This is a genomic window from Parasphingorhabdus sp., from assembly GCF_048269915.1.
Taxonomy (GTDB): domain Bacteria; phylum Pseudomonadota; class Alphaproteobacteria; order Sphingomonadales; family Sphingomonadaceae; genus Parasphingorhabdus.
Genome location: NZ_JBLWTY010000005.1, coordinates 85043 through 107521 on the forward strand (window position 1 = coordinate 85043; position 22479 = coordinate 107521).

Here is a 22479-nt window from a genome sequence, read left to right on the forward strand (position 1 = left end):
CAAAATATCCTAAAAACTGAACTTTGCACTGACGCGAATATCACGACCGGACAAAGGTACATAGTCTTTAGTGAACGACGCATGACGACGAGCCGAGACGTCGAAAATATTATTGGCAGAGGCAAGCAGCGTAACCCCGCCGTCCTTGCCGAACGGGCGCCATGCCGCCGATGCATTGACCATCGTGAAGCTGTCGGTCGGAGTTTCAAAGGCCGCGACCTTGTTCTGACTGTCCGACCATTCCAGCTCGGCGCGCAGGTCGAGATTGTCGCTATGTGCCTTGACCCCACCGAGCAGGCGCAATGGCGGGATGCGCGGGACAGGGCCGCCGCCATCGTCGATCTTGGCCCGCACATAATCGGCCACGCCATCGACGATCAGGTCAAAATCACCAGCATGGCCGACGACGGCTGATGCGGAGGCTTCAAATCCGTAATAGGTCGCGTCACGCTGAAGATACTGGAATATCGGCAGACCATCTTCCTCGACGCCTGTTTCCGCTTCGAAAATATAATCGTTGAAGAAATTCGCATAGGCCGTCGCGCTCACCTTGACCGCGTCACTTTCCCAGCGTGCATATAGCTCCCCGCCCCAGCTTTTCTCGGTGGTGAAATCGGGGTTGCCGATTTCAAAAGCCTGGGTCGCAATATGGGGGCCGTTTGAGAGCAATTCCTCGGCCGATGGTGCGCGTTCGGATCGCGAGATATTCGCGCCGATCTTGAACGCCGCGTCATCGGGGGCATAGGCCAGACCAAAGGCGCCGGAAACGGCGTTGAAGCTGCGGTCGAAATTAAGGGCATTCGCCGAAATTGTAGTCTGGTCGAAACGCAAAGCGCCTTCCAGCTCGATCGAGCCGAGATCGACTTCCTGCACACTGAACAGCGCCCAGCTTTCGACACTGTTCTTTGGCACGAAGGCTTCCGCACCGATCGCATTAAAGTCGCGCACAAGCAGCTGGGTACCCAATACACCGCGCCATCCATCATGATCGGCTTGCACCAGTTCGGCGCGCGCCTCGATTCCAGACACGGAGAAGACCGTGCCGATCTCATCGCCTTCAAACTCGGTATGTTCATAATCCGAATAGCCGGCCCGGAAATTCAGCGCTTCGAAAAATCCGCCCATGTTCACGCCGCCGCGCAGGTCCGCCCGGACCTGTTCGAGACCGATGGTCACCGGGCCTTCTTCTTCTTCTTCTTCTTCTGCGCCAGCACCGCCAGGATCTTCATGGGCATGACCGGCACCCGGCCGTGCCGGAACACCATAGTTGGTATCATAATAGCTTACCGAGAATCCAAGATTGCCGCCATCATCGATATAGGCAATCCCTGTTCCGGCCGTCTTTGTCCGGCTGGCGGTATTGGCAACGCGACCCGACTGGTTCGCGGCTTCTGTCAGTTCGGCTGCTTCGTCGAGATGGCCTTCGCTCGTTTCCTCTGCTGCATCATCCAGTAGCTCCGTGCGCAAGGCAGGTGACAGGACATATCCCGGAACGCGCAGGTCACTGGTGTCGCGGAAGCTGCCGTCCGCATGGATCACGAGTTTGGACGTCAGCGGGACATCGACCGATCCGGCGGCGCTCCAGTCGTCAGCGGCGCTGCCGTAGCCGCCGACGGCATCTATGTGCAAGTCATCATCGGGAATATCGCGGGGAATACGCTTGTCGATGACATTGACCGCGCCGCCAATCGCATCACCGCCAAATAGCAGCACGGCGGGGCCGCGTAATATTTCGACGCGCTGGGCAGTCAGGGGATCAATCGTAACCGCGTGATCGACCGAGGTATTGGATGCATCCAGTGAGCCGATGCCGTCGGTCAGGACACGCACCCGCGGTCCCTGGAATCCGCGCAGGACAGGCCGCGATGATCCGGGTGAGAAGGATGTCGAGGATACGCCGGGCAGACTGGTCAGGCTATCGCCGATCTGGCCGCGTAGGTCTTCCGTCAGATCGTCGCCCGACAGCGCCGAAGTTCCGGCCAGGAGATCGAGCTGGTCGACATAGGGGGCGGTGACGACAATCATGTCGTCATCGTGAAAATCATCCGACAGTCCGCTCTCGCGTGGGGGAGGGTTCTCGCTTTGCTGGGCGAGCGCCGGGGTGATCGGAAGTGCAAATATTGCTGCGGAAATCAGGAATTTTCTGTGCGACACAAATTTCTCTTTCGGGCTGGGGAACGGGAGAGTGACTCAAATAGGGGTTATGATATAATATATCAATTATTAATTTACGCCCTGTCGCCAGCCCGAGTGGATTTCGCTGTAGATCGACGAAATAGGGGAGCGGGCGCATGGTGGGCAGGAACGAAGAAAAGGATATTTAGTCCAGTTCATCATCCTGACCCTGATTCAGGATGACGGGGCTATTTCAGGATGACCGAGTCCTCTTGTTTGGCTATGGCTGATCATCATGACCTACACCAAAAAAATTCTCCTCCTTGGTTCCGGCGAACTGGGCCGTGAATTTACCATTTCTGCCAAGCGGCTCGGGGCCTATGTCATCGCCTGCGACGCTTATGATGATGCGCCTGCCATGCAGGTTGCGGATGACCGTGAAATTTTCTCGATGCTCGACGGCGAGCAATTGCGCGCCACCGTCGAGAAGCATCAGCCAGACTTGATTGTCCCCGAGGTCGAGGCGATCCGTACCGAGATACTCGCCGAGCTGGAGGCTGAGGGCTTCCATATCGTGCCGTCCGCCCGCGCGACCCAGCTGACCATGAACCGCGACGCGATCCGCGATGTCGCTGCAAAGGAACTCGGCCTGACGACCTCGCGCTATCATTATGCCGAAAGCTTTGCTGAAGTCGCCAGCGCGGCGGAGGATATCGGCCTGCCGCTGGTGATCAAGCCGGTTATGTCCTCTTCGGGCAAGGGGCAGAGCAAGGTCGACAGCGCCGACCAGCTGGAAGAGGCGTGGACCTATGCCGTCGCCAATATGCGCGGCGACCGCGCGCGGGTGATTGTTGAGCAGTTCATCGATTTCGATTATGAGATCACTCTGCTGACGGTCCGCACCCGCGACGGTGTGCTGTTCTGCCCGCCGATCGGCCATAGGCAAGAACGGGGCGACTATCAGGAAAGCTGGCAACCGGCGGCAATGACCGATGCGGCGCTCGCCACAGCTCAGGACATGGCCTGCAAGGTGGTCGAAAATCTCGGCGGTAAGGGCAAGGGCTGGGGCCTGTTCGGGGTCGAGTTTTTCGTCATTAAACAAGGCGAAGTGATCTTCTCTGAACTAAGTCCGCGTCCGCATGATACCGGCATGGTGACCCTGATCGGTCAAAATCTGAGCGAATTTGACCTGCACGCCCGCGCGATCATGGGGCTGCCCATCCCGCATATCGCGCTGACCGCACCGGCCAGCGCCAGCGCGGTGATATTGGCGGATCGCGACAGCGAGCAGTTTGAATTTACCGGCGTCGGAGATGCTCTGGCATTGGGCAGCGAAGGCGCGGAAACGGATGTGCGGATTTTCGGCAAGCCGGTGACGAGACCATACCGGCGTATGGCTGTGGCGCTGGCGACGGGAGCGGATACAGATGCGGCGCGGGCGTTGGCGAAGCAGGCAGCAGATGCGGTTGGAATTGAATATGGGTGATCTGGCCTGAAGGATTTTACCAATCCCTCGCGGCTTCACGGCTTCGTGCGATAAAGTTCTTCACCCTTGAGGGAGAAGGGTTTTCAATCTTTCGTCATTCCGGCATGACGCTCCCAAACAACCGGAGAAACATCCTTATGGCCGCCCCTTATATCCTCTACGGCTCACCTTTATCCCCTTTCCAGCGCAAGGTGGAGGCGGTGATGGCGCTCAAGGGGCTCGACTATGATTGCGAAGACATCAATGTCATGGGCATGCCGGACTGGTATAAGGAAATCAGCCCGCTTGGCCGCATTCCTTCGCTGCGTGACAGGGAGATTGCCGAGGACGGCCCCGCCGGGACGATCACCGACAGCTCTGCGATTTGCGGCTATCTGGAAAAGCGGCAGCCGGAACCGGCCGTCTATCCCGCCGATGCATTTGACCATGGACGGGCGCTTTGGCTGGAGGAATATGCCGACACCGGCATGGCGATGGCTGGCGGCATGGGGCTGTTCCGGCCGATTGTCTTCAACCTGTTCCAGCGCCAGGCGCCCGATCTAGAGACGGCGCGCAAAACCTGGAGCGAGAAGTTGCCACCGCTGTGGGATTATCTCGAGCAATATCTTGATGGCGGATCCTATTTTGTTGGCGACACGCTCACGATTGCCGACATCGCGGTTGCCAGCCAGATCGCCCAGACCGATATGCTCGCGGGCCTGCCCGATGCATCACGGTGGCCAGCCTTGGTCGCCCATTATGAAGCGATGAGAGCGCATGACTGCTTCCAGCGCAACAATGCAGGCTGCGCCAAAATACTGTCCAAGATCGTCCCCGAGAAATTTGATCTTTCCTGAACAGACGGGAAAGCTTGGCTATGCGGCAGGAAATTCATCCCTTCTTGCCGCGCCCGCTGCCAGCGACTATTAAACAGTCATGATCATCACACCAAATAGCCTCGCCCTGATCGGCAACACCCCGCTCGTCCGCCTTGCGGGCCCGAGCGAAGTCGCCGGTTGCGATATCTATGGCAAGTGCGAATTTGCCAATCCCGGCGCTTCGGTGAAAGACCGGGCCGCTCTGTTCATCATTCAGGATGCCGAAGAGCGCGGCCTGCTGAAGCCCGGTGGACGAATTGTTGAGGGGACTGCGGGCAATACCGGCATCGGTATCGCGCTGGTCGCCAATGCCAAGGGCTATAAATCGACTATTGTAATGCCGGAAACCCAGAGCCGGGAGAAAATGGATACGTTGCGCGCACTTGGTGCAGAGTTGATCACGGTGCCAGCTGCGCCTTATTCCAGTCAGTGCCATTTTGTCCATCAATCGCGCCGGATTGCGGAAGAAACCGAAGGCGCCGTCTGGGCCAACCAGTTTGACAATGTCGCCAACCGCCGCGCCCATATCGAGACCACGGCGGAAGAAATCTGGGACCAGATGGATGGCAAGATTGACGGTTTCACCTGCGCCGTCGGCACCGGCGGGACGCTCGCTGGCGTCGGCATGGGGCTCAAGGCGAAAGACGAGAATGTGACGATCGCTCTGTCCGACCCGCATGGTGCGGCCCTATATGAATTTTATGCACATGGAGAACTCAAATCCGAAGGCAATAGCGTTGCTGAAGGTATCGGCCAGGGCCGGATTACCGGCAATCTCGAAGATGCACCGGTCGACCGGCAATATCGCATCTCCGATGAGGAAGGTCTGGCCTGGGTTGAACGGCTGCTAATGGAAGAAGGTCTGTGTCTCGGCCTGTCATCGGGCATCAATGTAGCGGGTGCCATCGCACTGGGCAAAGAACTGGGGCCGGGAAGCCAGATTGCGACGATCCTGTGTGACACCGGTTTTCGCTATCTCTCCTCGCTCTACAACGCCGCCTGGCTGAAAGAAAAAGGGCTGCCGGTCTTCCCGTGGCTGGATAATGATGGATAAGCTGGGGCAACAGGATCGGGGTCGTCAGGATACGATGCAGCGTATCCAGGTGGGGGTGGTTGGTCTGGCCGCGGTGCTTTTGCTGGTCAGTATCGCCAATTTTGTCATCCAGCGGGCCAGTCACGAGCAGACCGTGATCGAGGAAATGCAGGGCGAAGCAAAGGGTGGCGTGCCTCCGATCGCTGCTGGCAGCGAAGAAAAACCCGCCGAGCCGCTGGCCGAATTGGGGATTACCCCGGCACCGGCATCGGGAGCGGGGCAGGCAGAAGTCCAAAAGCCGTCAGCAAATCTCCCCGGTCAGACCGTTCCCGACCTGAAGCCTGACCCGAATCTGGATGCGCCAATGGATCGGGAGCGACGATAGTTGCCGGGTTTCTGGCGGACCGCTCCATCGGCCTTGTTGGCACTCGCGGCTCTTGCACAATGTAGTCCCGCTGACTCGCCGCCCGAACCCAGACAAACCAGGCCCCGCATCCAATTGATGACCAGCCTGCCGCTGGTCTGGGGTGAGGGTGCATCGATGGATTCCATCTTGTCTGGCCGTTCGGAGCCCGCTCCCATCTATCGATATTGGCAAGGTCGATATGAGATATCGGCGGTCGACAGTCTGGAAAATCTTGCACAGGATGATCCGGATATTGTCATTCTCGCGCAGCCGCGCGCGATGGACCCTGCCGATCTGACAGACCTCGACGCCTGGGTCCGCGCGGGCGGCTATGTCATCATTTTTACGGATCCGGAACTGGTCTGGCCATCGTCATTGCCTCTGGGTGATCCACGGAGGCCGCTGACCACCGGTTTATTGTCGCCGTTGCTAGATCACTGGGGGTTGGAACTGGTCGCCCGAGGCGGAGCCGGCGCAGGAGACGTCGAACTGCAGTTTGAAGATTATTCCGTCGTCACTCGCGGCGTTGGCGCCTTTGAACGGGCGGAGGCGACGAAGAGTTCCGACGTGCGCTGCGAACTGAGCATGGCTGGTGCTATTGCCCGATGTTTGATCAACAAGGGGAGGGCGTCTCTCGTGGCAGATGCAGATTTCCTGAATGCGCGCTCCTGGCCTGAAGATAGTCGGCTTGCTCCGCATAAAAGCGCCGCCAGCCGGTTTGTCGACTCGCTTGTGCGCAACCATTTCAACTCCGAAGCCAGCAAGGAATGACGGTGTTTTTACATTTTCGGACATTAGGTCTGAAAGTTTTGGCGGGGGAGAAAGGAGTCTCTAAATTAAAATCGATATATTTCAACGATTTATATATTAATACCCATAAAATCCCGTAAAATCCCCTTTCATCCCCGGCTGTCCCCTGATAACCCTGATTTGTTATCGGGGTATTCTTCCTGTCCGGGATTCTATTTTCGGGAGGGCGCTGAAAAGCGCGCTTTCGAAGCGGGAAGACTATTGCTCCGCTTCGATTGAGGGATTGCGGCTGTGTCAGGTGCTTATGCATATTCAGGATCTGCATTATCAGCGATAGACGACAAAGGCCGTCTGTCGGTGCCAGCTTTCCTGCGCAAAAACCTGGTCGAGAGCAGCGATGGTCGGACGCTTTGTCTGGGCACGCATGAAAAATGGGATTGCCTGGTCGGTTTCGGTCTCAGCCGCAAAGCCGACATGCTCGCCGAAATTGAAAAACAGTGGGAAGCGGCGATTGCGCGGGGGGACTCGTTTGACAAGGATGCTGCTGGCGCCCGGAGATTCTCTTCGCTGCAGGATCTCAGCTTCGACGCCAGCGGCCGTTTCATTCTTCCTCCGCAGTTGAGGGAGATTGGCCAGCTCGACGGCAACGTCCTGTTTCACGGTATCGGTACAACCTTTTGTCTCTGGAATCCCCAAACATTGCTCGACACGACAGATGATGTTCCGGTCGACCGGCGTCTGGTGGAGCATCATCTGAAAGAAGCGGGCCAGAAAGGCGGAGGGAAGCAGAAATGATCTCTGCCGCAACCGCCCCCCATGTTCCCGTCCTGCTCGATGAAGTGATCGATGCGCTTGCCATTACCCCCGGTGAAACGCATGTCGATGGTACATTTGGTGCCGGCGGCTACAGCACCGCAATGCTGGATGCGGGTGCGACGGTGCATGCCTTTGATCAGGATCCCGATGCAATCGCGAGTGGACAGGCATTGGTTGAGCAGTCCGATGGCAAGCTGAAGTTGCACCACGCTCGTTATTCCGAAATGGCGGATATTCTGGTGGAAGAAGATGTTGACGGCGTCACGCTCGACATCGGCGTGTCATCGATGCAGCTGGATCAGGCCGACCGCGGATTTTCATTTCAGAAAGACGGTCCTCTCGATATGCGGATGGCTCGTGATGGCGAGAGCGCTGCTGATTTTCTCAACGAAGCGGATGAAGAAGCGATTGCCGATGTCATCTATCGCTATGGTGAAGAACGCCGGTCGCGGCGGATCGCCAAGGCAATTGTCGCAGCGCGGCCACTGACCCGGACATCCGAGCTGGCGCAAGTGGTCAGAAAAGCGCTCGGCTTTCGTGCGGGTGACAAAAAGGACCCGGCGACCCGGACCTTCCAGGCGATACGCATTCATATCAATCGCGAGCTGGGCGAACTCGAAGATGGCCTGGTTGCAGCGGAAAAACTGTTGCAGCCCGGTGGCCGTCTGGCGGTGGTGACATTCCACAGTCTGGAAGATCGTATCGTCAAGAATTTCCTGCGGGACCGCAGCGGGCAGAAGTCCGCCGGATCTCGTCATCTCCCTCAAGTTAATAATCAAACACGGCCGGCACCCACCTTTCATAAACCAGCCAAAGCGGTGCGTCCGGCCGGGGCGGAGCAGGCTCTTAATCCCCGAGCCCGCTCCGCCACCCTTAGATCGGCGGTGCGCACAGATGCACCCGCTGCCAGTGGGAGAGAGCAATGAAACTCGCCGTAAAGCGTCTCGAAGGAATGGGATGGATTGCCCTGGTTTTTCTGGTGGCGATTTTGCTTTATCCGTTATCGCTCAGTGTCGCTACTCTGCGCGGCGATCTTGCGCGGACAGATAACAAGATTGTCGAGGTCAAAAAGGAAATCCGCTATCTGGAAACAGAATTCAGCGCGCGCGCCAACCTGCGTCAGCTGGAAGAGTGGAACAAGCTGGAATTTGGTTATGCTTCGCCGCGGGCTTCACAATATCTGGATGGCGAGAGAGCGCTCGCAAATCTTGGTGGCAAGGATTTGCGCAAGCCGGTACAAGTTGCGGTGATAAGTTCAATGGAGGGAATCAAGCCGGCGGGAATTATCGGCTCGGTTTTCGGTACGGCCAAAGCCCAGGATAGAAATCCCGATGGCAGTGCGATTGGTCGCGATCAAAAATTAGTCCCCATGGCAATGGCCTCCAATCTGGAAAAAGGCCCGACTATCGCACAGAATCGCACAACCAGAGTGGCGCATATCGAAGACAAGCTGCTCGATGACGGTCTCGTCCGTGATCTTGGTCGGAAAGCGATTGCCGAACAAATCGCCGGCATGACCGAATGACGACGCTTCTCGCCAACAGCAAGAAGGTGCAATTTTCAGGAAGAGCCAAGGAAATTACGGCAAGCGCGCATTTCCGCCTGATGATATTGTTACTGGTATTTCTTGCAGCATTCACGATTATTGTCGGGCGACTGGCCAGCCTCACGATTCTGGAAGATGCAACACCCTATCGGGCGTCAAGCAGTGCCTTCATTCCGCCGCGCGGGGATATTGTCGATCGTAACGGCGTGGCCCTGGCACGGACGATGCGGGGCTATGCTATTCGTGTGGTCCCGGCCCGGTTGTTGAGCGACAAAGAGGCTTTGGCGCGACAGCTTGCGTTGATTTTTCCCGACACGAGCGCGGCAAAATTCCTTGAGAAGCTTAACAGTCCCCGTCCCACCTATCTTCGTCGTCGCGCACTGCCCGAGCAGGTCAAGCAGGTTCATGCGCTGGGTGAAATCGGAATCGAGTTTCCGCGCGAGAATGAACGTCTCTATCCCCAGCGTAATCTGGCTGCGCATGTACTTGGATATGTCGATGCTGATGGGAAGGGCGTGATGGGCATGGAGCGGGCGCTCAACGGGCGTCTTACTGATAAGAATCTGCGCGGCTCTCCTGCGGTGTTGTCGGTCGACAGCCGGGTGCAGGCTGCGTTGGAAAGCGAGCTGCAGGATGCGATGAACATTACCGAGGCGCGCGGTGCTGCGGGTATCATATTGGATGTCGAGACCGGCGAAGTGATGGCGCTGGCATCGCTGCCTGTGTTCGACCCGAACAAAATCCGCCGCGCGTCGATGAAGCATCAGAATAATGAAGTAACCCAGAGCGTGTTTGAACTGGGTTCGACGTTTAAGCCGCTGACCATTGCCGCCGCCCTTGATGCCGGTACCGTTACCGACCTTGCCGTGCGATACAACGCAATGGAACCGATCAAGGTTGCTGGTTTTACAATCAAGGACGATCATAGCCAGGGCCGCTACCTGAATGTACCCGAGACGCTGGTGCACAGTTCCAATATCGTCACCGCTCGAATTGCCGATAATCTTGGCAAGGAAGCCATGGAAAATATGTTCCGCCGGCTGGGCTTTGATGAACGTCCGCATATTGAACTGGCCGAAAAAGGCCACCCTATATGGCCACCAAGCTGGGGACGGGTTACTAATATGACGGTGGCTTATGGCCACGGCATCGCAGTCACGCCGCTCCATCTCGCCAGTGCCTATGCCGCGCTGGTTAATGGTGGAATCTGGCGGCCTGCGACGTTGTTGAAGGTGAAGCCGGGCGAGGAAGCCAAGGGGCGCCGAGTATTCAAGGCTGCAACCAGCGCCCGAATGCGGCAATTGTTGCGGATGATTGTCTCGGACGGCACCGGTCGCAAGGCCGATGCACCGGGATTTCGGATTGGCGGCAAAACCGGGTCGGCAGAAAAACCGGCAGCGGGCGGCTATAATAAAACATCGCTGGTTTCGACCTTTGCTGCGGCCTTTCCGATGGATAACCCGCGCTATGTTGTCATTACCATGCTTGATGAACCGAAGGGAACGGCGGAAACATCCTTTCAGCGAACGGCCGGGTGGACTACTGCGCCTATTGTACGAAAGGTCGTGCAGCGTGTGGGGCCCATGCTTGGCGTTATTCCCGATGAACATCGCGATGTTGACGTGTCTGAACTGACGCCGCTGCTCTGGAAACCAAAAGATACATCCGATGAGCAAAGCCATGCTGCTGAATAATTTGGTCCCAGGTGTGAACCGGGAGGCCGGTCAACAGGCCGTTACCGGCTTTGCCATTGACCACCGCAAGATTGCCCAGGGCAATATTTTCGGCGCTTTTCGGGGCGAGAAATTTAACGGTGAAGATTTTATCGAGGCAGCCATCGAAGCCGGTGCAATTGCTGTGGTCGCGCGTCCGGAGGCCGAGGTCAAAGGTGTCGTGCATGTCGTCGATGAAGAACCACGGCGCCTGTTTGCCCAGATGGCAGCGCGCTATTTTACACCGACACCGACCTACGTTGCCGCTGTCACCGGCACGAATGGCAAGACATCGACCGCTGAGCTCACCCGTCAGTTATGGCGGATGGATGGTCATAACAGCGCATCGATTGGGACGCTCGGCGTCACAACCGCCGATGATCAGGTCAAGACAGGTTTGACCACGCCCGATATTGTAACCTTCCTGTCCAACATGTCCGGCCTTGCACGGGAAGGAGTCAGTCACGCGATTTTTGAAGCGTCGAGCCATGGATTGTCACAATATCGTACCGAAGGTCTGCCGGTTCAGGTCGCCGCCTTTACCAACCTGAGCCGTGACCATCTTGACTATCATGGCGATATGGAAAGCTATTTCGAAGCCAAGATGCGGTTGTTCGACGAAGTCGTCGCTTCTGATGGCACTGCCGTCATCTGGGCCGATGATGATCCCTGGTCGGACATGGCAATCAAGCGTGCGACTGATCGTGGACTCAAGCTGCTGACGGTCGGAGAAAAGGGATCGACGCTGCGACTGGTGTCGCAAACGCCGACCCATTTGGGTCAGGTTCTGATGGTCAAGGCGCAAGGTAATACCCATCGCATTTCGCTACCGCTAATCGGTGCCTATCAGGCCGCAAATATTCTGTGTGCGGCGGCGATTGTGCTGGCGACCGGTGGCCGGCTGGGCAGTATATTTGATCATATGCAGCGGGTGCAGCCGGTGCGTGGCCGGATGGAGCGCGCGGTCATCACTCGCGCAGGTGCCCCTGTCTATGTTGACTATGCGCATACGCCGGACGCTCTGCGCGCTGCGATCGAAGCGTTGCGGCCTCATGTGAACGGCCGGTTGATCACGGTATTTGGTGCCGGCGGCGACCGAGACCGGGGCAAGCGGCCTGAAATGGGCAGGATAGCCACCGAAATGTCCGACCATGTCATTGTCACAGACGACAATCCGAGGAGCGAAGATCCCGCTTCTATCCGTGCTGAAATCCTCGCAGGAGCTGGAGGAGCAGAAGACATGTCCGACCGGCGGGTAGCAATTGCGAAGGCGCTTGCAATGGCTGACGCAGAAGACATTGTTCTGCTTGCCGGAAAAGGCCATGAACAGGGGCAGATTATCGGCGATCGAACCATTCCGTTTGACGATGTAGAAGTGGCGCGAGAATGTGCCGGAGCGCAAGTGCTGTGACAATATTGTGGACATCAGACGCGATAGCGAAGGCGACTGCAGGGACGGCAAATATTGATTTTACGGTGAATGGCGTCGCCTTTGACTCGCGCGAAATTGGCCCGGGCGACCTGTTTGTTGCTCTGAAGGGCGAGCATAGCGATGGTCATCTCCATGTGGAGCAGGCCTTTGCATCGGGCGCGACTGGAGCGATTGTTAGTCAGCCTGTCGACGGTCCTCATGTACTGGTGACCGATACGACCGTGGCGTTGGATGAGCTGGCGAAAGCATCGCGGTCCCGTACCGATGCCAAGATCATCGGCGTGACGGGGTCGGTTGGCAAAACCGGTACAAAAGAGGCGCTATATGCTGCATTAAAGCGTTGCTCCTTCGGTGAGGCGCACCGGTCGGTCAAAAGCTACAATAATCATGTGGGTGTCCCACTCAGCCTGTGCCGTATGCCGCAAAACAGCAAGTTCGGCATTTTCGAAATGGGCATGAACCATGCGCACGAACTCTCGGCGCTGACTCGTCTGGTCAGACCGCATGCCGCGATCATCACCGCTATCGCGCCAGCTCATATCGGTAATTTCCCCACGGGCGAGAAAGGTATTGCCGATGCCAAGGCAGAGATATTTGAAGGCCTGATGCCTGGCGGCACGGCAATTATCCCGCATGACAGCGCGCATTTTCAGCGGTTAAGGAAAAAGGCAGAACGGCATGCTGACCATGTCATATCCTTTGGATTTGAAAAGGGTGCCGATGTCCGTGCCGTTGATATTGTTGGCGCGCCACATGGCGGCTCGCTGGTCACCGCGAAACTGGGCGATCGCAGCCTTTGCTTCACGATAGCAGAGGCCGGACGGCACTGGGTTTCCAATTCTCTCGCGATTTTGGCCGCGGTGCGTGCCGTGGGCGGCGATTTGGCCAGTGCCGGCCTCTCACTGGCCGAAATGAGTGGCATTGATGGTCGCGGCAGACGTCATCTCATATCGCTCAAATCGGGCGGTAAAGCGGTCATTATCGACGAAAGTTACAACGCCAATCCCGCGTCGATGAAGGCCACGCTGCAGCATTTTGCCGACGAGAAATGCACTGGCCGGAAAATCGCGATTTTGGGCGCTATGGGAGAGTTGGGAGAACAATCCCCCCACTTTCACGCTGCGCTGGCCGATGACATTTTGCTCAGCGGTGCCGAAGCGGTTATCTTGGTCGGCGAAGATATGGCACATACTGTCGCGAAACTCGGACAGGGCCTTGATCAAGGCGTGAAAATATCACATGTCGCGAGCGCTTCGGACGCGCTGACCGAGGTCGCAAAAATGATCAGCGACGGAGATATTTTGCTGATCAAAGGGTCAAATTATCTGGGGCTTTCCACTGCGGTTTCCGCGCTGGTGAGCGGGGAGTATTAATGTTTTATTTGCTGGCCCAATGGCTTGAGTTTGAGGGCATTCTGAATGTCTTTCGCTACCTGAGTTTTCGCTCGGGAGCCGCCGTATTTACGTCCCTGTTCATTGGCCTGTTGATCGGTCCCCGATTCATTAACATGTTGCGCATGCGCCAGGGCAAGGGACAGCCGATCCGCGAAGATGGACCGATCACGCATCTTAAAAAAGCCGGCACACCCACCATGGGTGGCCTGATGATCCTGATTTCGGTGGTTACCTCGCTGCTCCTTTGGATGGACCTCACCAACATGTTCGTTTGGGCCTGTATTTTTGTCACCCTTGGTTTTGGGGCGATCGGCTTCATGGACGATTTTGACAAGGTCCGCAAAGCCAGCCACAAAGGCGTTCCCGGGCGGGTCCGGCTGTTGCTGGAATTTGCGGTTGCAGGCTTCGCAACATGGTTGATCGTGCAGCAGACCGGAACCAGCCTGTATGTTCCTTTTTTCAACGATGTGCATATTGAGCTTGGTTATTTCTACTTTCCCTTTGCCATGTTCGTCATCGTTGGAGCGGGTAATGCGGTTAATCTGACCGATGGTCTGGATGGGCTTGCCACCATGCCGGTGGTGATCGCCAGCGCCACATTCCTGATTCTCGTCTATCTGTCCGGCAATGCTGTTTTCTCGGAATATCTGGGGATTCCCTTTGTCCGCGGTGCAGGCGAACTGGCGATTTTCTGCGCCTGTGTGATTGGTGCCTGCCTTGCTTTCCTGTGGTTCAATGCCCCGCCTGCGGCGGTTTTCATGGGCGATACGGGCAGCCTGGCCCTTGGCGGGGCGCTGGGGGCGATTGCAGTTTCAATCAATCATGAAATAGTGCTCGGAATCGTCGGCGGGCTGTTTGTCCTGGAAGCGGTATCGGTCATTGTGCAGGTATTTTTCTTCAAACGTACCGGCCGCCGGGTGTTCCGCATGGCTCCTATCCATCACCATTTTGAACAGCTTGGCTGGTCCGAGTCCACCATCGTGATCCGCTTCTGGATCATCAGTCTGGTGCTTGCGCTTGCTGGATTGGCGACGTTGAAGCTCAGATGATCACTTCCCCCGCCTTTGCCGGAAAACGTTATGCCATACTCGGCCTCGCTCGTTCCGGCATGGCAGTGCTGGAAAGCCTGTATGCCAGTGGGGCAGAATTGCTTGCCTGGGACAGTCGCGAAGAATTGCGCGAAAGCGTCGCTGACAAGGCGGTTATTGCCGATCCTCTGGATACCGACCTGACTGGCTATGACGCGATTGTTGTTTCACCGGGCGTACCTCTTAACGGCCACCCGATTGCGATAAAGGCAAAGGCGGACGGCGTGCCGATCATCGGAGATATTGAGCTGTTCGCTCAGGCCCGGGCTTCGCTGCCTCCGCACCGGGTTGTCGGAATAACCGGCACCAACGGCAAGTCTACGACCACTGCGCTGATCCATCATATTTTGGCAAATGCCGGAATTCCGACAATAATGGGCGGAAATATCGGAGTGCCGATCCTCTCGCAGGACGCTTTGCCGGAGGGTGGCATATACGTACTGGAACTGTCGAGCTATCAGATTGACTTGACCAATAGCCTCGACTGCGATGTGGCGCTCTTGCTGAATATCAGCCCTGACCATCTTGATCGCTACGACGGCTATGATGGCTATGCAGCGTCAAAAGCGCGTCTGTTCGATATGTTGGGTTCGGATCACACCGCAATATTCGCCAGCAAGGATGAAAAATCGCGCATGGCGCTTGACGGGTTGCGGGATTTGGGGCGGGTGCAGAATATTATTGATGTCAGTGCGAAACAGATCGCCGGGCAGGCGGATTGGCCGTCGCTGCAGGGCCCTCATAATCTGCAAAATGCAATCGCCGCCATCGCCACGGTAGAGGCTCTGGGTTTGACTGAAGACCAGTGGCGTCCGGCGCTGGAGTCTTTTGCCGGTCTTGCCCACCGGATGGAGCGTATTGCTGAAGCTGAGGGTGTCCTGTTCGTCAATGACAGCAAGGCGACCAACCCGGCCTCGACTGGTCCTGCGCTTGGAGCCTATGGCAAAATCCACTGGATCTTGGGCGGCTTGCCGAAAAGTGACAATTTGGCCGAGTGCGAACCTTTTTACCAGAATGTGGTCGGTGCCTATACGATTGGTGAAGCCGGTCAGATGTTCGGCAAATTGCTGGCTGATCATATGCCGGTGGAATCCTGTGAAATGATGCTGACGGCGGTGCAAAGGGCGGCGGCGAATGCCAAGCCGGGCGAAGTGGTTTTGCTGTCTCCCGCCTGCGCGTCATTTGACCAGTTCCGGGATTTTGAAGCGCGTGGTGAGTGTTTTCGCTGTGCAGTCAATTCAGTGATTGAGAATAAGTTGATCGGCACCACGTCACGGGAGACGAGTCAATGAGTGGGTCAGAACAGAGCTCTCCAACCGCATTTCCACTTCCGGAAATTGCCGAGGGCCTCAGAAAGAAACGCTTCCAGTTGCAGTCGCGACTGGGACGCAGTGATCGTTCTCCGCTAGCGATCTGGTTTTGGGAGCTCGACCGTGTTTTGCTCGGACTGATTTTGACCTTGGTCGCAATTGGTTTGATCGCGATCGCCGCCGCATCTCCTGTTACGGCGCTGAAACAAAGTACCAATTCGGTAACGATCGAGCCCCTATATTATTTTTATCGCCAGCTCGGCTGGGTGGTGGTGGGTATTCCGCTGATGCTCGTGGTGTCGATGCTGCCAAAGGAGCAGGCCCGGCGCTTTGCGATTCTTGCCGCGGTCGGGGCTCTTGTGCTGCTTTTTCTTGTTCCGGTTTTGGGAAAATCCGTCAACGGCGCACAGCGCTGGATCGGCTATGGCTTTGCCACTATCCAGCCTGGCGAGTTTCTCAAGCCGCTATATGCGGTGACGCTGGCCTGGTTGCTATCACTAAGAGTCAAGGATCCGGGCTTGCCGGTGATTTCGCTTTCGGTTGTGCTGACCGGGATTATCGCGGTCCTTCTTCTGAGTCAGCCCAATCTGGGACAGACGATTGTTTTTTGTGGTATCTGGTTCGCGGTCATGACCGTTTCCGGTTTGTCGGCCCGTTTGATCACAACGGTCGGCATTACCGGGGTGGCTGGCCTGGTCGCTGCCTATTTTCTATACCCCGTCGCGACCCAGCGGATCAATACATGGCTGTTCGGCGGAGATGAATTTGACCAGGTGATGCTGGCGCACAAAGCTTTGACCGGTGGCGGATTGCTCGGGACCGGGCCCGGGCTGGGCACCGCCAAATTCAAGCTACCCGAGGCGCATACAGATTATATTTTTTCGGTCATCGGCGAAGAATTCGGTTTGCTCGCCTGCATGGCCATAGCGCTCGTCTATCTCGCAATTGTCGTTCGCGTATTTCTTCGTCTTCTTGATGAAGAGGATAATTTTATCATCCTTGCGGTCACCGGCCTGACCGCCCAATTTGGTGGGCAGGCATTAATCAACATGGCGGTAAATCTACAGCTTTTCCCTTCAAAGGGTATGACTTTGCCATTTGTCAGCTACGGTGGGTCATCGATATTGGCGCTATGTATCGGAATCGGACTTTTGCTCGCATTTACCCGCCGAAACCCGTATCTTGACCGTTCACAATATGTCTCGGCCTGGCCCGAGCAAGGACGGATAGCGGTATGAGTTTTTCGAAACATTATGTGCTCGCGGCGGGCGGCACTGGCGGACATATGATTCCCGCCTATGCGCTGGCAAGGGAACTGGTTTTGCGCGGCCATCGTGTAGCGCTGATTACCGATGAACGCGGCGAAAAAATACCGGGCATGGTCGAAGAGGGGCAGGTCCATGTTCTGCCCGCTGGCCGGGTCACAAAGGACCCGCGCAGCTGGCTGGGCGGAACCCGAGCCATTCTTAGAGGGCGTCGGATGGCGATGCAGCTTTACGACACGTTCCAGCCTTCAGCAATTGTCGGCTTTGGTGGTTATCCAGCCTATCCGGCATTGCTCGCGGCGAACAGCAAGCATATCCCCACCATCGTACACGAACAGAACGCCGTGCTGGGCCGAGTGAACCGGCTCGCCGCCCGGACCGTCAATGCGATTGCTACGGCCTATCCCGATGTTCTGCGGATCAAGCCGAAATATCAGAACAAAGTCCATCTGGTGGGCAACCCGGTGCGCGAGGACGTAGTCGCGCTGCGCGAAGAACCCTATCCATCTTTATCCGAAGATGGCATTTTTCGCGTGCTGGTCACTGGTGGCAGTCAGGGTGCGTCGATCCTGTCCGACGTCGTGCCGGATGCGATGGCGATGCTGCCGATGCATTTGCGTCGCCGTCTGCAAATCACCCAGCAATGCCGCGAAGATGATATTGAACGCGTTCGGGAAAAATATGCGGAGCATGATATTCCGGCAGAACTGGCGACCTATCTGCCGGACTTGCCGCAGCGTCTTGGGTGGGCCCATCTTGTGATTGGCAGGGCAGGCGCTTCGACTATTGCAGAACTGACTACCGCAGGCCGACCCGCTATTTTAATTCCCCTGCCAAGCGCGATGGATGATCACCAGACCTATAACGTCAAGGAAATGGTTGCTTCCGGCGGCGCGCGTTCGATCCCGCAATCAAGATTCACCGCAAAGGAGCTTGCCAAGCAGATGCAGAAAATGGCGTTGCAGCCCGGCGCGCTGGAAAATGCAGCGCGCTTTGCTGCAAAATGCGGCCGGCCCGAGGCGGTAAATGACCTTGCTGATCTGGTGGAAAGCTTCGGCACATCGCCACTGGGCAAGACGATGAAGGTCATGAAAGAAAAGCAGCAGATCGTCTCCTCTCACAAGGAAGCGCTGGCAAAGGACAGCGCGCAGTGAGAGGCGTCGGAACCGATATCGGGAAAATTCATTTCGTTGGGATTGGCGGCATTGGTATGTCCGGCATCGCCGAAGTCATGCACAATCTGGGCTATCAGGTGCAGGGCAGCGATATTGCCGAAAGCTATGTGGTCGAAGGCCTGCGTGGCAGAGGCATTGACGTGAAAATCGGTCACGCCCCGGAGAATGTGGAAGGCACGGCGGTTGTCGTGACCTCCACTGCAGTCAAGCGGGGGAATCCCGAAGTGGAAGCGGCGCTCGCCAACCGGATACCATTGGTCCGCCGAGCGGAAATGCTCGCTGAGCTGATGCGGCTCAAATCGACCATCGCGATTGCCGGGACGCATGGCAAGACGACCACCACATCCATGGTGGCAGCGATGCTCGACGCAGGCGGCATTGATCCGACTGTGATCAACGGCGGAATCATAAACCAATATGGCTCCAATGCCCGGCTTGGCACGGGCGAGTGGATGGTGATCGAGGCCGACGAAAGCGACGGCAGTTTCCTGCGGCTCGACGGCACAATCGCTGTCGTAACCAATATCGATGCCGAGCATCTGGATCATTATGGCAGTTTTGACAAGATCAAGGACAGCTTTGTCGAATTTATCGAAAACGTCCCCTTCTACGGCGCCGCCATTCTGTGCATTGACCATCCCGAAGTGCAGGCGGTTCTGACGCGCATCCGTGATCGCCGGATCATTACCTATGGTTTTTCCGCACAGGCTGATGTGAAGGGAATCAATGTTACACCGATACCGGGTGGAAATCGGTTCGATGTGGTTGTCCGCGACCGCGATGGCGAGACGCGAACCATTGAAAATATCACTTTGCCGATGCCGGGTCGGCACAATGTCCAGAATGCGATTGCTGCCGTCGCGGTTGGCCTCGAAATGGGCATGACCGACGCCCAGATCGTCAAGGGTTTCGATCATTTCGGTGGCGTCAAGCGGCGCTTCACCAAGGTCGGAGAGGTTGATGGTATTACGATTATTGACGATTACGGTCATCATCCTGTGGAAATCCAGGCGGTGCTCTCGGCAGCGCGCGAAGGCTGCAAGGGTCGCGTGATCGCTGTGGTCCAGCCGCACCGCTTTACCCGGTTGCGCGACCATATGGCAGATTTCCAGGGCGCGTTTAATGATGCTGATATGGTACTGGTAACGCCGGTCTATGTGGCCGGTGAAGACCCGATCGAAGGTGTTGATAGTGAGGCCCTCGTCGCCGGACTGAAAACCCGCGGCCATCGGCTTGCGGAAACGGTTGCCGATCGGAAGGCTCTGGCCAAGCGGCTGGCCGGCATTGCGCAACCGCAGGACATGGTCATCTGTCTCGGCGCTGGCGATATCACAAAATGGGCGGCCGGACTTGCGGATGATATTGCAGAGGCGCGAAAATGAGCGCCGTTGCGACCCTGCCGGCCACGCGCGGGAAATTGACGAGCGATGCCGCTCTGGCACCGCTCGTCTGGTTCAAAAGCGGCGGGTCCGCGCAGTGGCTGTTCGAGCCGAAAGATATTGAAGATCTGCAGAATTTCCTGCGGGACATTGATCCGGAACTGCCGGTCTGGCCACTGGGGCTAGGGTCCAATCTGATCATCCGCGACGGGGGCATCCAGGGTGTGGTGATCAGGTTGGGCAAGGCATTTGCCGGGATCGAGGTCGACGGCATGACGCTTAGCTGCGGCGCTGGCGCGCCGGGAATTTCCGCTGCCAGCAAGGCCCGCGATCATGGCATTGCCGGAATGGAATTTCTGCGCGGCATTCCTGGCACCATTGGTGGCGCGGTGCGCATGAACGCCGGCGCCTATGGACGGGAAGTCTGCGATATATTGGTGAGCGCCGACGTCGTTTTGCGCAATGGTGACCTGATCACGATCCCGCTCTCTGACATGGGATATAGCTACCGCCATTCTGCTTTGCCCGAAGGATCAATCGTGGTCGGCGCAACCATGCGCGGGGAAAAAGGCGATCCGGAAATCATCGGCGCGGAGATGAAACGCATTGCCGACGAGCGTGAGGCTTCACAACCATTGCGGTCGAAGACGGGCGGCTCCACTTTCAAAAATCCCGATGGCAAAAAAGCCTGGCAGCTGGTCGACGAAGCCGGATGTCGCGGCCTGCAGATGGGGCAGGCGCAGGTGTCCGAAAAACACTGCAATTTCCTGCTCAATCTGGGTGGTGCAACTTCGGCGGATATCGAGGCGCTGGGTGAAGAAGTGCGCAGGCGGGTGAAGGCGCATTCGGGCGTCGAACTGCATTGGGAAATCCAGCGGGTGGGAAACGAAATATGACTGACAAACTGCACGTGGCAGTATTGATGGGTGGCTGGTCCGCCGAGCGTGAAGTGTCGCTCAGCAGCGGCAATGGCGTGGCCGACGCGCTGGAGAAAAACGGCCATAAGGTGAGCCGCGTCGACATGGACCGCAATGTCGCGCTGGTGCTTGACAGCATCCGGCCCGATGTGGTGTTCAACGCGCTGCACGGCGTGCCGGGCGAGGATGGCAGCGTGCAGGGTATGCTCGATATCATGCAAATTCCCTACACCCACAGCGGGCTTGCGACGTCGGTGATCGCAATCGACAAGCAGCTGACCAAGCAGCAGCTGGTACCGGCTGGCATTCCGATGCCCGAGGGCAAGATGGTGCGCAGCGAAGATTTATATGCTGCCGATCCGCTGCCGCGCCCCTATGTCCTGAAGCCGGTCAACGAAGGATCGTCTGTCGGTGTGGCGATTGTCACTGATGACAGCGATTACGGCAATCCGATCGGCCGTGACGTTGTCGGGCCGTGGCAGGAATTCGAAGAACTGCTGGCCGAACCGTTCATCAAGGGGCGCGAGCTGACCACCGCGGTTGTGGGTGGCAAGGCCTTGTGTGTGACCGAACTCAGGACGGCGGAAGGCTTCTATGACTATCAGGCCAAATATACTGAAGGCCTGACCGAGCATGTTTGCCCCGCGGATATTCCCGAAAATATTGAAAAACTGTGTCTCGACTACGCCTTGCGCGCCCATCAGATTCTCGGATGCAAAGGCACGTCGCGGACCGATTTCCGCTGGGATGACGAGCAGGGCGCAGCCGGCCTGTTTGTCCTCGAAACCAACACCCAGCCCGGCATGACCCCGCTCAGCCTGGTCCCCGAACAGGCCAAGCAAGTGGGGATCAGCTATGAACAACTGGTCGAATTGATTGTGAGAGAAGCGCTATGACAGCAACCCAGAAACGCACCAATCGCAATGCCCGAGGCAGGCCGCGCAAACAGGCTAAACGCACGGTCAAACATGTGTCAATTTTCGACAAAATCCTGCGCGCGATGCCGGTTACAGAAGCACAAGTCCAAAAAGGCCTTACTGTGGGGCTGGTTGCGGTGTTCATTCTCGGCGCTTACAGCGTCGCCCATTATTCGGGCATCAACGAACGGATCAAGATCGAGCTTGCCGAGGCCGTCGGCAATGCCGGATTTGAAGTGAAGCGGGTCGAAGTCAGCGGCGTCAATCGCATTGACGAGCTAAAAGTCTACGAAATTACCCTGGCGCAGAAAGACCGCTCAATGTTGCTCGTGGACATTGACGAGGTGCGCAAGGACCTGCTCGCCAATGGTTGGATCAAGGATGCGCGAATATCCCGCCGTCTGCCGGACACGCTGGTCGTGGATATTATCGAACGTGTGCCTGTTGCTGTCTGGCAGAATAAGGGACAATTGTCGCTGATTGACAAGACTGGTTACCCGCTGGAAGCAATTGCCAGGGAAGAAATTCCGAATCTGCCGGTGATCGTCGGCAAGAAGGCCAATATGCAGTTCACAAAACTGGATGCATTGCTCGATGTTGCGCCCGCGCTCCGTCCGATGGTCACGGGTGCGACCTGGATCGGTAACCGTCGCTGGAATCTCGAATTTGACAGCGGCGAGACGCTGGCTCTGCCCGAAGGGGAGGAAACCGCTTCTGCGGCCTTGCTGAATTTTGCACGGATGGATGGTGTCAACCGTTTGCTTGGACGCGGTGTGGTTCATTTTGACCTGCGTGATGCGGAACGGGCCTATTTGCGGATGCCGCCGAAATCGGAACCGGCCGATCCGGAAATTTGATGGTTTTGTGATCTTGTTGATCGA

20 protein-coding genes are annotated in these 22479 nt (G+C 57.1%); 19 read left to right on the forward strand and 1 reads right to left on the reverse strand.

Annotation, left to right across the window (positions count from 1 at the left end):
* Window positions 1-9: 9 nt before the first annotated feature.
* Window positions 10-2154, reverse strand: a complete 2145-nt coding sequence (locus tag ACN0WX_RS12530) for a TonB-dependent receptor (RefSeq protein WP_417622667.1) — start codon at window positions 2152-2154, stop codon at window positions 10-12.
* Window positions 2155-2410: 256 nt separating this feature from the next.
* Between ACN0WX_RS12530 and purT the strand changes: the two genes are divergently transcribed.
* The 19 genes from purT to ACN0WX_RS12625 all read left to right on the forward strand — a co-directional run bounded on the left by purT (window position 2411) and on the right by ACN0WX_RS12625 (window position 22455).
* Window positions 2411-3601 carry a formate-dependent phosphoribosylglycinamide formyltransferase gene (gene purT, locus ACN0WX_RS12535; protein WP_417622668.1) on the forward strand — a complete coding sequence of 397 codons (1191 nt, stop codon included), beginning with the start codon at window positions 2411-2413 and terminating at the stop codon, window positions 3599-3601.
* Window positions 3602-3738: 137 nt separating this feature from the next.
* Window positions 3739-4437: a glutathione S-transferase family protein gene (locus ACN0WX_RS12540; protein ID WP_417622669.1), complete on the forward strand. Its 699-nt coding sequence runs from the start codon at window positions 3739-3741 to the stop codon at window positions 4435-4437.
* A 79-nt stretch (window positions 4438-4516) separates the two neighbouring features.
* Complete coding sequence (locus ACN0WX_RS12545; protein WP_417622670.1) at window positions 4517-5512, forward strand: cysteine synthase A; 996 nt, start codon at window positions 4517-4519, stop codon at window positions 5510-5512.
* Window positions 5502-5876, forward strand: coding sequence for a hypothetical protein (locus ACN0WX_RS12550; RefSeq protein WP_417622671.1), 375 nt, complete (start codon window positions 5502-5504; stop codon window positions 5874-5876). Before ACN0WX_RS12545 ends, ACN0WX_RS12550 begins: the two co-directional genes overlap by 11 nt.
* 36 nt (window positions 5877-5912) lie before the next feature.
* A complete protein-coding gene (locus ACN0WX_RS12555; RefSeq protein WP_417622727.1) occupies window positions 5913-6668 on the forward strand; it encodes a Gldg family protein in 756 nt (251 codons plus the stop codon).
* A gap of 270 nt (window positions 6669-6938) precedes the next feature.
* Window positions 6939-7442, forward strand: coding sequence for a division/cell wall cluster transcriptional repressor MraZ (locus ACN0WX_RS12560; RefSeq protein WP_417622672.1), 504 nt, complete (start codon window positions 6939-6941; stop codon window positions 7440-7442).
* Window positions 7439-8389 (forward strand): 16S rRNA (cytosine(1402)-N(4))-methyltransferase RsmH, encoded by a 951-nt coding sequence (gene rsmH, locus ACN0WX_RS12565; protein ID WP_417622673.1) that lies wholly within the window; start codon window positions 7439-7441, stop codon window positions 8387-8389. The genes ACN0WX_RS12560 and rsmH overlap by 4 nt, the downstream gene beginning before the upstream one ends.
* Window positions 8386-8988, forward strand: coding sequence for a hypothetical protein (locus ACN0WX_RS12570; RefSeq protein ID WP_417622674.1), 603 nt, complete (start codon window positions 8386-8388; stop codon window positions 8986-8988). The genes rsmH and ACN0WX_RS12570 overlap by 4 nt, the downstream gene beginning before the upstream one ends.
* On the forward strand, window positions 8985-10703 hold the full coding sequence (locus ACN0WX_RS12575) for a peptidoglycan D,D-transpeptidase FtsI family protein (RefSeq protein WP_417622675.1): 1719 nt from the start codon (window positions 8985-8987) through the stop codon (window positions 10701-10703). The genes ACN0WX_RS12570 and ACN0WX_RS12575 overlap by 4 nt, the downstream gene beginning before the upstream one ends.
* Window positions 10690-12132, forward strand: a complete 1443-nt coding sequence (locus ACN0WX_RS12580; protein ID WP_417622728.1) for a UDP-N-acetylmuramoyl-L-alanyl-D-glutamate--2,6-diaminopimelate ligase — start codon at window positions 10690-10692, stop codon at window positions 12130-12132. Before ACN0WX_RS12575 ends, ACN0WX_RS12580 begins: the two co-directional genes overlap by 14 nt.
* The gene (locus ACN0WX_RS12585; protein WP_417622676.1) at window positions 12129-13526 is read left to right on the forward strand and encodes a UDP-N-acetylmuramoyl-tripeptide--D-alanyl-D-alanine ligase; all 1398 of its coding nucleotides are present in this window, start codon (window positions 12129-12131) and stop codon (window positions 13524-13526) included. The genes ACN0WX_RS12580 and ACN0WX_RS12585 overlap by 4 nt, the downstream gene beginning before the upstream one ends.
* The gene (mraY, locus tag ACN0WX_RS12590; protein ID WP_417622677.1) at window positions 13526-14596 is read left to right on the forward strand and encodes a phospho-N-acetylmuramoyl-pentapeptide-transferase; all 1071 of its coding nucleotides are present in this window, start codon (window positions 13526-13528) and stop codon (window positions 14594-14596) included. The genes ACN0WX_RS12585 and mraY overlap by 1 nt, the downstream gene beginning before the upstream one ends.
* A complete protein-coding gene (gene murD, locus ACN0WX_RS12595; protein ID WP_417622678.1) occupies window positions 14593-15927 on the forward strand; it encodes a UDP-N-acetylmuramoyl-L-alanine--D-glutamate ligase in 1335 nt (444 codons plus the stop codon). Before mraY ends, murD begins: the two co-directional genes overlap by 4 nt.
* Window positions 15924-17183: an FtsW/RodA/SpoVE family cell cycle protein gene (locus ACN0WX_RS12600; protein WP_417622679.1), complete on the forward strand. Its 1260-nt coding sequence runs from the start codon at window positions 15924-15926 to the stop codon at window positions 17181-17183. Before murD ends, ACN0WX_RS12600 begins: the two co-directional genes overlap by 4 nt.
* Window positions 17180-18364, forward strand: a complete 1185-nt coding sequence (gene murG, locus ACN0WX_RS12605) for an undecaprenyldiphospho-muramoylpentapeptide beta-N-acetylglucosaminyltransferase (protein ID WP_417622680.1) — start codon at window positions 17180-17182, stop codon at window positions 18362-18364. The genes ACN0WX_RS12600 and murG overlap by 4 nt, the downstream gene beginning before the upstream one ends.
* Window positions 18361-19767 (forward strand): UDP-N-acetylmuramate--L-alanine ligase, encoded by a 1407-nt coding sequence (gene murC, locus ACN0WX_RS12610; RefSeq protein WP_417622681.1) that lies wholly within the window; start codon window positions 18361-18363, stop codon window positions 19765-19767. Before murG ends, murC begins: the two co-directional genes overlap by 4 nt.
* Window positions 19764-20660, forward strand: a complete 897-nt coding sequence (murB, locus tag ACN0WX_RS12615) for a UDP-N-acetylmuramate dehydrogenase (RefSeq protein ID WP_417622682.1) — start codon at window positions 19764-19766, stop codon at window positions 20658-20660. The genes murC and murB overlap by 4 nt, the downstream gene beginning before the upstream one ends.
* Complete coding sequence (locus ACN0WX_RS12620) at window positions 20657-21577, forward strand: D-alanine--D-alanine ligase (RefSeq protein ID WP_417622683.1); 921 nt, start codon at window positions 20657-20659, stop codon at window positions 21575-21577. Before murB ends, ACN0WX_RS12620 begins: the two co-directional genes overlap by 4 nt.
* Window positions 21574-22455, forward strand: coding sequence for a cell division protein FtsQ/DivIB (locus ACN0WX_RS12625; RefSeq protein WP_417622684.1), 882 nt, complete (start codon window positions 21574-21576; stop codon window positions 22453-22455). The genes ACN0WX_RS12620 and ACN0WX_RS12625 overlap by 4 nt, the downstream gene beginning before the upstream one ends.
* The last annotated feature ends 24 nt before the right edge of the window (window positions 22456-22479 follow it).